This is a genomic window from Rubellimicrobium sp. CFH 75288, assembly GCF_009904055.1.
In the GTDB taxonomy this organism is placed as follows: domain Bacteria; phylum Pseudomonadota; class Alphaproteobacteria; order Rhodobacterales; family Rhodobacteraceae; genus Rubellimicrobium.
The window spans coordinates 1-13,300 of record NZ_WYDP01000012.1; the positions used below are offsets into that span (position 1 = coordinate 1).

6 protein-coding genes are annotated in these 13,300 nt (G+C 68.2%); 1 reads left to right on the top strand and 5 read right to left on the bottom strand.

Annotated elements, in window-relative coordinates:
- Nucleotides 1–111: 111 nt before the first annotated feature.
- The 3 genes from fusA to rpsL are packed head-to-tail and all read right to left on the bottom strand — an operon-like array spanning nt 112 to nt 3,098.
- Nucleotides 112–2,235 carry an elongation factor G gene (gene fusA / locus GT358_RS11110; protein ID WP_166582696.1) on the bottom strand — a complete coding sequence of 708 codons (2,124 nt, stop codon included), beginning with the start codon at nt 2,233–2,235 and terminating at the stop codon, nt 112–114.
- Nucleotides 2,236–2,244: 9 nt separating this feature from the next.
- The gene (rpsG, locus tag GT358_RS11115; protein ID WP_166582697.1) at nt 2,245–2,715 is read right to left on the bottom strand and encodes a 30S ribosomal protein S7; all 471 of its coding nucleotides are present in this window, start codon (nt 2,713–2,715) and stop codon (nt 2,245–2,247) included.
- Nucleotides 2,716–2,726: 11 nt separating this feature from the next.
- Nucleotides 2,727–3,098, bottom strand: a complete 372-nt coding sequence (gene rpsL, locus GT358_RS11120; protein WP_166582698.1) for a 30S ribosomal protein S12 — start codon at nt 3,096–3,098, stop codon at nt 2,727–2,729.
- 357 nt (nt 3,099–3,455) lie between these two features.
- Between rpsL and GT358_RS11125 the strand changes: the two genes are divergently transcribed.
- Nucleotides 3,456–4,448 (top strand): glycosyltransferase family 2 protein, encoded by a 993-nt coding sequence (locus tag GT358_RS11125; RefSeq protein WP_166582699.1) that lies wholly within the window; start codon nt 3,456–3,458, stop codon nt 4,446–4,448.
- A 222-nt stretch (nt 4,449–4,670) separates the two neighbouring features.
- Here the strand turns inward: GT358_RS11125 and rpoC are convergent, their stop codons facing one another.
- Both rpoC and rpoB read right to left on the bottom strand, forming a co-directional pair.
- The gene (rpoC, locus tag GT358_RS11130; RefSeq protein ID WP_166582700.1) at nt 4,671–8,921 is read right to left on the bottom strand and encodes a DNA-directed RNA polymerase subunit beta'; all 4,251 of its coding nucleotides are present in this window, start codon (nt 8,919–8,921) and stop codon (nt 4,671–4,673) included.
- 72 nt (nt 8,922–8,993) lie between these two features.
- Nucleotides 8,994–13,133: a DNA-directed RNA polymerase subunit beta gene (gene rpoB, locus GT358_RS11135; RefSeq protein ID WP_166582701.1), complete on the bottom strand. Its 4,140-nt coding sequence runs from the start codon at nt 13,131–13,133 to the stop codon at nt 8,994–8,996.
- Nucleotides 13,134–13,300: the final 167 nt, after the last annotated feature.

The window sequence follows — 13,300 nt, forward strand, 5'->3', positions numbered from 1 at the left end:
CGCTCAAACTTCGCCTTCGCCATTGGGTCTCGTCCTTGGTTGGGTGGCGCCGCACCGGGGCGCGGCCTCTCGGGGGATGGCGCGGGCGGGGCAGACCCCCGCCCCCGGCCGTCAGGCGTACTTCTTCTGGATCTCCTGGGAGATGTTCTCGGGCACCGGCTCGTAATGGTCGAACTGCATCGTGAACTGCGCCCGGCCCGAGGACATGGACCGGAGCGTGTTGATGTAGCCGAACATGTTCGCGAGCGGCACGAAGGCATGGATGACGTTGGCGTTGCCGCGCGTGTCCTGCCCCTGCACCATGCCCCGGCGCGAGGTCAGGTCGCCGATGATGCCGCCCGTATATTCCTCGGGCGTGACCACCTCGACCTTCATGATGGGCTCGAGCAGCTTGGCGCCCGCCTTCTTGAGACCCTCGCGCATGCACATCCGCGCAGCGATCTCGAAGGCGAGGACGGAGGAGTCCACGTCGTGGAACTTGCCGTCCACCAGGGCCACCTTGAAGTCGATCACCGGAAAGCCCGCAAGCGGTCCCGAATCCATGACCGACTTGATGCCCTTCTCGACGCCGGGGATGTATTCCTTGGGCACGGCGCCGCCGATGATCCGGCTCTCGAAGGAGAAGCCCTCGCCCGGCTGGGTGGGCTCGATCTCGAGCTTCACCTCGGCGAACTGGCCCGACCCGCCGGTCTGCTTCTTGTGGGTGTAGGTGTGCGTGACCGGATGGCTGATCGTCTCGCGATAGGCCACCTGCGGAGCGCCGACATTGGCCTCGACCTTGAACTCGCGCCGCATGCGGTCCACCAGGATGTCGAGGTGCAGCTCGCCCATCCCCTTCATGATCGTCTGGCCCGATTCCAGATCGGTCTCGACGCGGAAGGACGGGTCCTCGGCCGCCAGCCGCTGGAGCGCGGCCGCCATCTTCTCCTGGTCGGCCTTGGTCTTGGGCTCGACCGCGATCTCGATCACCGGCTCGGGGAAGGTCATCGTCTCGAGGACCACGGGCTTGTTCGGATCGCAGAGCGTGTCGCCCGTCGTCGTGTCCTTGAGGCCGGCCAGTGCGATGATGTCGCCCGCGAACGCTTCCTCGATCTCCTCGCGGTTGATCGCGTGCATCATCATCATCCGCCCCACCCGCTCGCGCTTGCCCTTGGTGGAGTTGAGCATGGCATCGCCCTTCTTGAGCGTGCCCGAATAGATGCGCGTGAAGGTGAGCGAGCCCACGAAGGGGTCGTTCATGATCTTGAAGGCGAGACCCGAGAAGGGCTCGTCATCGGAGGCGTGACGCTCGATGTTGCGCGTCTCCGTCTCGTCGCCCGGCGCGAAGCCCACATAGGCGGGCACGTCGAGCGGCGAGGGCAGATAATCGATCACCGCGTTCAGAAGCGGCTGCACGCCCTTGTTCTTGAAGGCGGAACCGGCCGTGACGGGCACGAAGGCCATCGACAGGCAGCCCTTGCGGATGAGCTTGCGCAGCTCCTCGACCGACGGCTCCTGCCCCTCGAGATAGGCCTCCATGGCCGCGTCGTCCTGCTCGACGGCCAGCTCGACCAGCTTGCCGCGCCATTCCTCGGCCAGACCCTTCAGCTCGTCGCGGATCGGCTGGCGCGTCCAGGAGGCGCCCAGATCCTCGCCGGTCCAGGTCCATTCCTCCATGGTCACGAGGTCGATGATCCCCTCGAGCTTGTCCTCGGCGCCGATGGGCAGGGCGATGGGCGCGGGCGTCGCACCCGTGCGGTCCTTGATCATGCGGACGCAGTTGAAGAAGTCCGCCCCGATCTTGTCCATCTTGTTGACGAAGACGATGCGCGGGACCTTGTAGCGGTCGGCCTGCCGCCAGACGGTCTCGGTCTGCGGCTCCACGCCCGCATTCGCGTCGAGCAGCGCCACCGCCCCGTCCAGCACCGCCAGGCTGCGCTCCACCTCGATGGTGAAGTCCACGTGGCCGGGCGTGTCGATGATGTTGAAGCGGTACTTGGTGTCGCTCGTGCCCTCGGCGGTCGGGTCCTCCTGACGCTGCCAGAAGGTCGTGGTCGCGGCCGAGGTGATGGTGATCCCGCGCTCCTGCTCCTGCTCCATCCAGTCCATCGTCGCGGCGCCGTCATGGACCTCGCCGATCTTGTGGGACTTGCCGGTGTAGTAGAGGATGCGCTCGGTCGTCGTGGTCTTGCCGGCATCGATATGCGCCATGATGCCGAAATTGCGGTAGCGCTCGAGGGGATAGGCGCGGGGCATGGGCGATCCTTACCAGCGGTAGTGGCTGAACGCCTTGTTGGCGTCGGCCATCTTGTGGGTGTCCTCGCGCTTCTTGACGGCCGCGCCGCGACCGTTCTGCGCGTCCAGAAGCTCGGCGGCCAGCCGCTCCTCCATGGTGTTCTCGTTGCGCTTCTTGGCCGCGTCGATCAGCCAGCGGATGGCCAGCGCCTCGCGCCGCTCGGGCCGGACCTCGACGGGCACTTGGTAGGTCGCACCCCCCACCCGGCGCGAGCGGACCTCGACCGCGGGCTTCACGTTGTCGAGCGCCTCGTGGAACACCTCCACGGGCTCCTTGCGCACGCGCGCCTGCACCCGGTCGAAGGCGGAATAGACGATCCGCTCGGCGACGGACTTCTTGCCGTCCACCATCAGGTTGTTCATGAACTTGGACACGACCCGGTCGCCATACTTGGCGTCGGGCAGGACTTCGCGCTTCTCGGCAGCGTGACGGCGGGACATCGGTCAGATCCTCACTTGGGACGCTTGGCGCCGTACTTGGAGCGGCGCTGCTTGCGGTTCTTGACCCCCTGCGTGTCCAGCACGCCCCGCAGGATGTGATAGCGCACGCCCGGAAGGTCCTTGACCCGGCCCCCCCGGATCAGCACCACCGAGTGCTCCTGGAGGTTGTGGCTCTCGCCGGGGATGTAGGAGATCACCTCGTAGCCGTTCGACAGCCGCACCTTGGCGACCTTGCGCATGGCCGAGTTCGGCTTCTTGGGGGTCGTCGTGTAGACGCGCGTGCAGACGCCGCGCTTCTGCGGGCACCCCTCGAGGTGCTGCGACTTCGAGCGGGCCACCTGGGGCTGCCGGGGCTTCCGGATCAGCTGCTGGATCGTCGGCATGGGGTTCCTGTTCCCGTTTCCTGTCTCTGTGCCGCGGGCCCCGACGGGTCCGCCCTGTTTCGCCCCGCGGCACGCGCGAAGCACAAAAAACCCGCATCGTTCCCGCCACCTGCGGAACGATGCGGTCGGTCTCAGAGGATCGGGGTGTCGCCCACCCGGATCGTGACCACGCATCTCTTCTCGCCCGCCCCAGGGCGCCGGACGCATCCGGGGCCGGAAGTGCGCGCGACATAAGGGATGGGGCCGGGCGTGTCAACACCGCCCCCGCCGCGGCAGCGCGCCGCGCCTGCCCGGAACGGCTCCCGGCCCGCCGCGCCCGGCTGGACGGGCGCCGCCCCCTCGTGCTTGAACCCGCGCATGAGCCTCTGCCCCGTCCAGCCGCCCGGCGCCGAACGGCTGCTCGTCTTCGCGGCCATGCGCAACGAGGGCGCCTTTGCCGTCGAATGGCTCTGCTGGCAGAGGATGCTGGGCTTCCATGCCCTGATCGCGCTCAACGACTGCACCGATCGCTCGCCCGACCTGCTCGGCGCCTTCGAGCGGGCGGGCTGGTGCACGCTGGTCGCGCACAGCCCCCGCCCCGGCCAGACCGCCAAGCAATCCGCCTTTCGCGCCATCCGGGGCCATCCCCTGCTGCGCTGGGCCGACTGGCTCTGGGTCTGCGACGCCGACGAGTTCCTCGTCCCCCTGGAGGCCGAGGATGCCAGCGGCCTTCTCGACCGGCTGGGCCGCGACGCCGAGGGCTGGGCCATCCACTGGCGCTGCTTCGGCGACGGCGGGCAGGCACGCTGGTCCGACCGTCCGGTGCACCGCACCTTCCTGCGCGCCGCCCCGCGTGCCAAGGGAATCAACGTCTTCGTCAAGACCCTGCTGCGCGATCCCCTGCGCTGGCGGCGCCTGACCGATCACACCCCGATCGGCGCCGCAGGCGCGGCCGAGGACATCCGCGACACGGAGGGGCGCCGCCTCGCGCGGCTGGCGGGCCCCGACCGCCCCGTGCGCTTCTGCGAGGCCATCACCCACCGCCATGCCCAGGTGAACCACTACGTCATCCGCTGGACGGACAGCTTCGATCTCAAGCGCGGCACGCCCTCGGCCACGGCCGGAATCGACCGTTACACGGCGGGCTTCTTCCGCTCGCACAACGACAACAGCGAGGAGGACCGCTCGGCCCTGCGCTTCGCGGCCCGCTTCGACGCGCTCCATGCCGAGGCGATGGCGCTGCCGGGGGTGCGGCGGCTGCACCACCTGTGCTGCATGGACTATGCCGCGCGTCTGGCCGCGCGGGCGGGTCTCTTGCCCGAGCAGGACCCCCGCTGGCGCCATCATCGCTCCGAGGCGCTCCGCCCCTGAGCGGGCGCGATTCGGCCACCGCCGGTCCTGTCAAGGCGTTGCGCGGACGGGGCGCGGTGCGCGCGGTGATGCAGGGATTCGTTAACCCTCCGCGGCGATCCTGCCCGCATGACGCCGAATCCCTGCTCCCGCACCGACTTGCCCGCGCCCATGCAGAAGGCCCCCGTCTCCGGGGGCCTCCGCAGGGCTGCCCGCCCGTGGCCGGACCGGCGCCGGGCCCGATCAGTCCCGGCTGTCGGGCATGTCGGCCAGGATCGTGTCGAAGCCGCCCTCGGCCGGGGCGTCGGGCCGGGCCGGCTCGGGTGCGGCCAGGCGCACGGCCTCGCTCGCCTCCTCGCGGCGCTGCTCGATGACGGCCTGATCGCGCTCGGCGGCGATGCGGCGCACCCGCGCCGTGGCCCCGCCCGTCCCGGCCGGGATCAGGCGGCCGACGATGACGTTCTCCTTCAGGCCCAGCAGGTGGTCCCGCTTGCCCTGCACCGCCGCTTCGGTCAGCACCCGCGTCGTCTCCTGGAAGGAGGCGGCCGAGATGAAGCTGCGGGTCTGGAGCGACGCCTTGGTGATGCCGAGCAGGATCGGCTCGCCCGTGGCCGGACGGCCGCCGCGCGCGATGGCCTTCTCGTTGGCCTCGTCGAACTCGACCTTGTCCACGGTCTCGCCCTTGAGCAGCGTGGTGTCGCCCGAATCCATGATCTCCCACTTCTGGAGCATCTGGCGGACGATGACCTCGATGTGCTTGTCGTTGATCTTCACGCCCTGCAGGCGATAGACCTCCTGCACCTCGTTGACCATGTAATCGGCCAGCGCCTCGACCCCGAGGATGGCCAGGATGTCGTGGGGCGCGGGGTTGCCGTCCATGATGAAGTCGCCCTTCTGGACAAAGTCCCCGTCCTGCACGGGAATGTGCTTGCCCTTCGGGATCATGTATTCCCGCTTCTCCTGGCTCTCGTCGGCCGGCTCGATGGTGATGCGGCGCTTGTTCTTGTAGTCCTTGCCGAAGCGCACCGTGCCGTCGATCTCGGCGATGATCGCGTGGTCCTTGGGCCGGCGCGCCTCGAACAGTTCCGCCACCCGCGGCAGACCGCCGGTGATGTCCTTGGTCTTGGCGCCCTCGCGCGGGATGCGCGCGATCACGTCGCCCGCCTGGATGGTCTGGCCGTCCTCGACCGACAGGATGGCGTCCACCGACATCGGATAGGAGACGGGCGCGCCCGCCTCGTTGCGCACGGGCTCGCCGTCCTCGCCGACGATCAGGATCTCGGGCTTGAGGTCACCCCCGCGCGGCACCGAGCGCCAGTCGGCCACGATGCGCTGGGTCATGCCCGTGGCCTCGTCGGTTTCCTCGCGGATCGAGATGCCGCCCACCAGGTCCACATAGCGTGCGATGCCGCCCTTCTCGGCGATGATGGGCAGGGTGTAGGGGTCCCACTCGATCAGCTTGGTGCCCCGCTCCACGCGCTCGCCCTCGGTGACGAACACCTTGGTGCCGTAGCCCACCTTGTGCTGCGCGCGCTCCTCGCCCTGCTCGTCCAGGATGGCGAGGACCATGTTGCGGCCCATGGCGATCTGCTCGCCCGCCGCGTTGCGCAGAAGCTGCGCGTTGCGGAAGCGCACCGTGCCCGGCTGGGACGCCTCGAGGAAGCTCTGCTGGCCGCCCTGCGCCACGCCGCCGATATGGAAGGTCCGCATGGTGAGCTGCGTGCCCGGCTCGCCGATCGACTGGGCGGCGATGATGCCCACCGCCTCGCCGATATTGACGAGCGTCCCGCGCGCCAGGTCGCGCCCGTAGCAGAGCGCGCAGACCCCGTCCTCGGCCTCGCAGGTGAGCGGCGAGCGGATGCGCATCCGCGTGATCCCGGCCGCCTCGATCATGTCCGAGCGCCGCTCGTCGATCAGCTCGCCCTGCCGGACCAGCACCTCGTCGGTGCCCGGCCGCAGCACGTCCTCGGCCGCCACGCGCCCCAGCACCCGCTCGGCGAGCGAGGAGACCACCTCGCCGTCGTTGACCGCCGCCTGCGCGGTGATCGCCCGGTCGGTGCCGCAATCGTGCACCCGGATGATGCAATCCTGCGCCACGTCCACGAGCCGCCGCGTGAGGTATCCCGAATTGGCCGTCTTGAGCGCGGTGTCGCTGAGGCCCTTGCGCGCCCCGTGCGTGGAGTTGAAGTACTCCAGCACCGTCAGCCCTTCCTTGAAGTTCGAGATGATCGGCGTCTCGATGATCTCGCCCGAGGGCTTGGACATCAGGCCGCGCATGCCGCCCAGCTGCTTCATCTGGGTGACCGAGCCGCGCGCGCCCGAATGGGCCATCATGTAGACGGAGTTGGGCTCGCGCTCCGCCCCGTTCTCGTCGCGGCCGGGGGCCGAGATCGCGTCCATCATGGCCTGGGTCACGCGCTCGTTGCACTTGGACCAGGCGTCCACGACCTTGTTGTACTTCTCGCCCTGGGTGATCAGGCCGTCCATGTACTGCTGCTCGAAGTCCTTGACCTGCTCGCGGGTCTCCTCCACGAGCCGCCACTTGGCCTCGGGCACCACCATGTCGTTCTTGCCGAAGCTGATGCCGGCGCGGAACGCCTCGCGGAAGCCCGCGGCCATGATCTGGTCGCAGAAGATGACCGACTCCTTCTGCCCGCAATAGCGGTAGACGGTGTCGATGACGTGCTGGACGTCCTTCTTGCGCAGCAGCCGGTTGACGAGGTCGAACGGCGCCTTGGCGTTGAGCGGCAGGATGTTGCCCAGCCGCAGACGGCCCGGCGTGGTCTGGTAGCGCTTCCAGACTTCCTGACCCTGTTCGTCGATCTGCTTGATGCGGGCGGTGATGCGCGCGTGCAGGTGCACGATCCCGGCCGACAGCGCCTGCTCCACCTCGTCGATGTCGGCAAAGGCCATGCCCTCGCCGGGCATCCCCTCGCGCTCGATCGTGGTGTAGTAGAGGCCCAGCACCATGTCCTGGCTCGGCACGATGATGGGCGAGCCGTTGGCGGGCGAGAGCACGTTGTTGGTGCTCATCATCAGCACCCGCGCCTCGAGCTGCGCCTCGAGCGAGAGGGGCACGTGCACGGCCATCTGGTCGCCGTCGAAGTCGGCGTTGAAGGCCGAGCAGACCAGCGGATGGAGCTGGATCGCCTTGCCCTCGATCAGGATCGGCTCGAAGGCCTGGATGCCCAGCCGGTGCAGCGTCGGCGCGCGGTTGAGCAGCACGGGATGCTCGCGGATGACCTCGTCCAGGATGTCCCAGACCTCGGGGCGCTCCTTTTCCACGAGCTTCTTGGCCTGCTTGACGGTGGACGAGTAGCCCTTGGCCTCGAGCCGCGAGTAGATGAACGGCTTGAACAGCTCGAGCGCCATCTTCTTGGGCAGCCCGCACTGGTGCAGCTTCAGCTCGGGGCCGGTCACGATCACGGAGCGGCCCGAGAAGTCCACCCGCTTGCCGAGCAGGTTCTGCCGGAAGCGGCCCTGCTTGCCCTTGAGCATGTCCGACAGCGACTTGAGCGGTCGCTTGTTCGCCCCGGTGATGACCCGGCCGCGGCGGCCGTTGTCGAACAGCGCGTCCACCGATTCCTGGAGCATGCGCTTCTCGTTGCGCACGATGATGTCGGGCGCGCGCAGCTCAATCAGCCGCTTGAGGCGGTTGTTGCGGTTGATGACCCGCCGGTAGAGGTCGTTGAGGTCCGATGTGGCGAACCGCCCGCCGTCCAGCGGCACGAGCGGCCGCAGTTCGGGCGGGATCACGGGGATCACCGTCATCACCATCCATTCGGGCCGGTTGCCCGATTCGAGGAAGGACTCGACGATCTTCAGCCGCTTGATGATCTTCTTGGGCTTGAGCTCGCCCGTGGCCTCCTTCAGCTCCGCGCGCAGCCGCTCGGCCTCCGATTCGAGGTCGATCGCGGCCAGCATCTCGCGGATGGCCTCGGCGCCGATATTGGCCTGGAAGGCGTCCGCGCCGTACTGGTCCTGCGCGTCGAGGTACTGCTCCTCGGTCAGAAGCTGGCCATAGGTCAGGTCGGTCAGCCCCGGCTCGGTGACGACGTAGTTCTCGAAGTAGAGGATGCGCTCGAGGTCGCGCAGCGTCATGTCGAGCATGAGCCCGATGCGCGAGGGCAGCGACTTCAGGAACCAGATATGGGCGACGGGGGCGGCCAGCTCGATATGCCCCATCCGCTCGCGCCGGACCTTCTGGAGCGTCACCTCCACGCCGCATTTCTCGCAGACGACGCCGCGATACTTCATGCGCTTGTACTTGCCGCACAGGCACTCGTAGTCCTTGATCGGCCCGAAGATGCGCGCGCAGAACAGGCCGTCCCGCTCGGGCTTGAAGGTGCGGTAGTTGATCGTCTCGGGCTTCTTGATCTCGCCGAACGACCACGAGAGGATCCGCTCGGGGCTGGCGAGCGAGATGCGGATCTCGTCGAACGCCTTGGCCGGCGTGAGCGGGTTGAACGGGTTGTTGGTCAGTTCCTGGTTCATCCTGTTCCCTTTCAGGGGAAATGGGGGGACACGGGCGGCCCTGCCGGGCCGCCCCGGAGGGCGGACGGGGGGTTAGTCCTCCGCCTCCGCGTCCAGGAGCTCCATGTTGAGGCCGAGGCCGCGCACCTCCTTGACGAGCACGTTGAACGATTCGGGCACGCCCGCCTCGAAATTGTCCTCGCCCTTGACGATCGCCTCGTAGACCTTGGTCCGGCCCGCCACGTCGTCGGACTTGACGGTCAGCATCTCCTGCAGGGTGTAGGCCGCGCCATAGGCCTCGAGCGCCCACACCTCCATCTCGCCGAAGCGCTGGCCGCCGAACTGCGCCTTGCCGCCCAGGGGCTGCTGCGTGACGAGGCTGTAGGGCCCGGTCGAGCGCGCGTGGATCTTGTCGTCCACGAGGTGATGCAGCTTCAGCAGGTACTTCATCCCCACCGTCACGGGGCGCTGGAACCGCTCGCCCGTGCGGCCGTCATAGAGCCAGGTCTGCCCCGACGTGTCGAAGCCCGCGCGCCGCAGCGCGTCGTCCACGTCCGCCTCGCGCGCGCCGTCGAAGACGGGCGTGGCGATCGGCACGCCGCGCGTGACCAGGTCGGCCTTCTCCACCAGGGTCTCCTCGTCCATGCCGGCAAAGGCCTCCTCGTAGGCCTCCTCGCCATAGGCCAGGCGCACCGCCTCGCGCACCGGGGTCAGGTCGCCCGACCGGCGGTACTCCGCCAGAGCCTCGTCGATCTTGAGCCCGAGCCCATGCGCGGCCCAGCCCATATGGGTTTCGAGGATCTGGCCCACATTCATGCGCGACGGCACGCCGAGCGGGTTGAGGCAGAAGTCCACGGGCGTGCCGTCCGCCAGGAACGGCATGTCCTCGATGGGGACCACGCGGCTGATGACGCCCTTGTTGCCGTGGCGGCCGGCCATCTTGTCGCCGGGCTGGAGCTTGCGCTTCACCGCCACGAAGACCTTGACCATCTTCATGACGCCGGGGGGCAGGTCGTCGCCGCGGCGGACCTTCTCGACCTTGTCCTCGAACCGCGCCTCGAGCGTGCGCTTCTGCACCTCGTACTGCTCGTGCAGCGCCTCGACCACCTTGGCGTCGGCCTCCTCGGCCAGGGCAAACTGCCACCAGGCGCCGCGCCCGATCTCGTTGAGCGTCTCCTCGGTGATCGTGCTGCCGCCGCGGAAGCCCTTGGGACCCTTGACCGCCGTCCGGCCCAGAAGCAGCGTGCGCAGCCGCGCATAGATGTTGCGGTCGAGGATGGCGAGCTCGTCGTCGCGGTCGCGTGCCAGACGCTCCACCATCTCGCGCTCGATCTGCAGCGCCCGCTCGTCCTTGTCCACGCCGTGCCGGTTGAAGACGCGCACCTCGACCACGGTGCCGAAATCGCCCGGCGGCAGGCGCAAGCTGGTGTCGCGCACGTCCGAGGCCTTTTCGCCGAAGATCGCGCGCAGGAGCTTCTCCTCGGGCGTCATGGGGCTCTCGCCCTTGGGGGTGATCTTGCCCACCAGGATGTCGCCCGGGCCCACCTCGGCGCCGATATAGACGATCCCCGCCTCGTCGAGGTTGCGGAGCGCCTCCTCGCCCACGTTGGGGATGTCGCGGGTGATCTCCTCGGGGCCCAGCTTGGTGTCGCGCGCGGCGACCTCGAACTCCTCGATGTGGATCGAGGTGAACACGTCGTCGCGCACGATCCGTTCGGAGATCAGGATCGAGTCCTCGTAGTTGTAGCCGTTCCAGGGCATGAACGCGACGATCACGTTCTTGCCCAGCGCCAGCTCGCCCTTGTCGGTCGAGGGGCCGTCGGCGATCACCTCGCCCTTCTCCACCCGGTCGCCCACCTTCACCAGGGGGCGCTGGTTGATGCAGGTGTTCTGGTTCGAGCGCTGGAACTTGCGCAGCCGGTAGATGTCCACGCCCGGATCGCCCAGCTCCAGGTCGGCAGTCGCGCGCACGACGATGCGGCTCGCGTCCACCTGGTCCACGATGCCGGCGCGCCGGGCCATGATCGCGGCACCCGAATCGCGCGCCACGATCTCCTCGATGCCGGTGCCCACGAGCGGCGCCTCGGCCTGCAGGAGCGGCACCGCCTGACGCTGCATGTTCGAGCCCATGAGCGCGCGGTTGGCATCGTCGTTCTCGAGGAACGGGATCAGCGAGGCCGCCACCGAGACGAGCTGCTTCGGCGACACGTCGATCAGGTCCACCTGCTCGCGCGGGGCCAGCGTGTAGTCGCCGCCCTGGCGCGCATCGACCAGTTCATCGACGAAGGTGCCTTCCTCGGTGAGGCGCGCATTGGCCTGCGCCACGGTGTGGCGCATCTCCTCCGTGGCCGACATGTACACGACCTCGTCGGTCACGCGCCCGTCCACGACCTTGCGGTAGGGCGTCTCGATGAAGCCGTACTTGTTGACCCGCGCATAGGTGGCGAGGCTGTTGATGAGGCCGATATTCGGGCCTTCGGGCGTCTCGATCGGGCACATGCGGCCGTAATGGGTCGGGTGCACGTCGCGCACCTCGAACCCCGCCCGCTCGCGCGTCAGCCCGCCCGGCCCGAGCGCCGACAGCCGGCGCTTGTTGGTGATCTCCGACAGCGGGTTGGTCTGGTCCATGAACTGGCTGAGCTGCGAGGAGCCGAAGAACTCCCGCACCGCCGCGGCCGCGGGCTTGGCGTTGATCAGGTTCTGCGGCATCTCCGTGTCGATATCGACCGAGGACATCCGCTCCTTGATCGCGCGCTCCATCCGCAGGAGACCCACGCGATACTGGTTCTCCATCAGCTCGCCCACCGAGCGCACCCGGCGGTTGCCGAGATGGTCGATGTCGTCGATCTCGCCCTTGCCGTCGCGCAGCTCGACCAGCGCCTTGATGCAGGCCACGATATCCTCGCGGTCGAGCGTGCGCTGCGTGTCGGGCTTGTCGAGCGCGAGGCGCATGTTCATCTTGACCCGCCCCACGGCCGACAGGTCATAGCGTTCGCGGTCGAAGAACAGCGTGTCGAACAGCGCCTGCGCGGTCTCCACGGTGGGCGGCTCGCCGGGGCGCATGACGCGGTAGATGTCCATCAGCGCCGTCTCGCGGGACCAGTTCTTGTCCGACGCCATGGTGTTGCGGATGTAGGGGCCGACATTGACGTTGTCGATGTCGAGCACGGGGATGGTCGTGATCCCCTGATCGAGCAGCAGCTTGACCGTCCCGCCCACCAGTTCGCCGTCCCGGTCGAGCTCCATCGTCAGCTCGTCGCCGGCTTCCACGAAGATCGCGCCCGTCTCCTCGTCGATGATGTCGCGCGCCACGAAGCGGCCGCGGATCGTCTCGAACGGAGCCAGAAGCTCCGTCACCTTGCCCTCGTCCTGGAAGCGCTTGACCATGCGCGGCGTGACCTTGTCGCCCGCCTTGACCACGACCTCGCCGGTGGCCGCGTCGATCAGGTCGTGCGGCGGCCGGGTGCCGCGCACGCGTTCGGGGAAGAAGCGCGTGACCCAGCGGCGCGACTTCGGCTCCAGCCGGAAGTCCACCGTGTCGTAATAGGCCCCCATGATGCCTTCCTGATCCATGCCCAGGGCATAGAGCAGGGTGGTGACCGGCAGCTTGCGGCGCCGGTCGATGCGCGCATAGACGAGGTCCTTGGCATCGAACTCGAAGTCGAGCCAGGAGCCGCGATAGGGGATGATCCGGCAGGCGAAGAGGAGCTTGCCCGAGGAATGCGTCTTGCCCTTGTCGTGGTCGAAGAACACGCCGGGGGAGCGGTGCATCTGGGAGACGATGACGCGCTCGGTGCCGTTGATGATGAAGGTGCCCGTCGGCGTCATGAGGGGCATGTCCCCCATGTACACTTCCTGGTCCTTGAAGTTCTTGACCGTCTTGGCGCCCGTGATCTCGTCGATTTCATAGACGATCAGCCGCAGCGTCACCTTGAGCGGCGCGGCATAGGTCATGTCGCGCTGCTGGCATTCCTCGACGTCGTATTTGGGCTTCTCGAGTTCGTAGCGGACGAATTCGAGCCGCGCGGTGCCGTTGAAATCCTCGATCGGGAAGACGGACTGGAACACGCCCTGCAGCCCCTCGCCGTCGCGGGGGGTCGGGCCGTCGCCCGAATTGAGGAACAGGTCGTAGGACGACTTCTGCACCTCGATGAGGTTCGGCATCTCCAGCACTTCGCGGATCTTGCCGTAGTTGCGGCGCAGGCGCTTCTGGCCGAGGACGGACTGGGGCATGTGGCTCGCGACCCTCTGTGTCTGTGGGACCGGGGCGCCGCCGGGGGCGCGGCGCCCTGTCCCGTCAGGGGGGATATATCGGGGGTCCATCCGCAGGAGCCGTCCCACCGGCCCCGCACCGACCCGCCCGACCGATCCGGAAGGAAGGCCCCGCAGGGCCGCCCGTC

Excerpts from the sequence above, each read along its gene's own strand:
- fusA (WP_166582696.1), bottom strand. The coding sequence starts at position 2,235 with ATGCCCCGCGCCTATCCCCTCGAGCGCTACCGCAATTTCGGCATCATG.
- rpsG (WP_166582697.1), bottom strand. The coding sequence starts at position 2,715 with ATGTCCCGCCGTCACGCTGCCGAGAAGCGCGAAGTCCTGCCCGACGCC.
- rpsL (WP_166582698.1), bottom strand. The coding sequence starts at position 3,098 with ATGCCGACGATCCAGCAGCTGATCCGGAAGCCCCGGCAGCCCCAGGTG.
- GT358_RS11125 (WP_166582699.1), top strand. The coding sequence starts at position 3,456 with ATGAGCCTCTGCCCCGTCCAGCCGCCCGGCGCCGAACGGCTGCTCGTC.
- rpoC (WP_166582700.1), bottom strand. The coding sequence starts at position 8,921 with ATGAACCAGGAACTGACCAACAACCCGTTCAACCCGCTCACGCCGGCC.
- rpoB (WP_166582701.1), bottom strand. The coding sequence starts at position 13,133 with ATGCCCCAGTCCGTCCTCGGCCAGAAGCGCCTGCGCCGCAACTACGGC.